The organism is Burkholderia sp. MSMB1459WGS (assembly GCF_001534535.1).
Classification (GTDB): Bacteria; Pseudomonadota; Gammaproteobacteria; order Burkholderiales; family Burkholderiaceae; genus Burkholderia.
The window spans coordinates 1-1,018 of sequence record NZ_LPMU01000077.1 but is presented as its reverse complement, the minus strand read 5'-3'; the positions used below and the strand labels follow the sequence as shown (position 1 = coordinate 1,018).

General features: G+C 58.7%; 1 protein-coding gene. It reads right to left on the bottom strand.

Annotation, left to right across the window (positions count from 1 at the left end; translation table 11 throughout):
• The coding region (locus WT97_RS34715) for a hypothetical protein (protein ID WP_218919473.1) at positions 1 to 1,018 on the bottom strand (1,018 nt) is incomplete at both ends.

The window sequence follows — 1,018 nt, the reverse complement described above, 5'->3', positions numbered from 1 at the left end:
CCGGCCTGAGTTCCACCGACAGCAATGTCTCGTCGCTGTCCACCGGTTTGAGTTCGACGAACAGCAATGTTTCATCGCTGTCGACCGGCCTGAGCTCGACCAACAGCAACGTCTCGTCGTTGTCCACCGGTTTGAGCTCCACCAACAGCAATGTCTCGTCGCTGTCCACCGGTTTGAGCTCCACCAACAGCAATGTCTCGTCGCTATCCTCCGGACTGAGCTCGACCAACAGCAATGTTTCGTCGCTGTCCTCCGGACTGAGCTCCACGAACAGCAACGTCTCGTCGCTGTCGACCGGCCTGAGTTCCACCGACAGCAATGTCTCGTCGCTGTCCTCCGGACTGAGCTCCACGAACAGCAACGTCTCGTCGCTGTCGACCGGCCTGAGCTCGACCAACAGCAATGTCTCGTCGCTGTCGACCGGCCTGAGTTCCACCGACAGCAATGTCTCGTCGCTGTCCACCGGTTTGAGTTCGACGAACAGCAATGTTTCATCGCTGTCGACCGGCCTGAGCTCGACCAACAGCAACGTCTCGTCGTTGTCGACCGGCCTGAGTTCCACCAACAGCAACGTCTCGTCGTTGTCGACCGGCCTGAGCTCCACCAACAGCAATGTTTCGTCGTTGTCGTCCGGCCTGAGTTCCACCGACAGCAATGTCTCGTCGCTGTCCACCGGTTTGAGCTCGACGAACAGCAATGTTTCATCGCTGTCGACTGGCCTGAGCTCCACCAACAGCAATGTTTCGTCGTTGTCGTCCGGCCTGAGCTCCACCAACAGCAACGTCTCGTCGTTGTCGACCGGCCTGAGCTCCACCAACAGCAATGTCTCGTCGCTGTCCTCCGGTCTGAGCTCCACTAACAACAACGTCTCGTCGCTGTCCACCGGTTTGAGCTCCACCAACAGCAATGTCTCGTCGCTATCCTCCGGACTGAGCTCGACCAACAGCAATGTTTCGTCGCTGTCCTCCGGACTGAGCTCCACGAACAGCAACGTCTCGTCGCTGTCGACCGGCCTGAG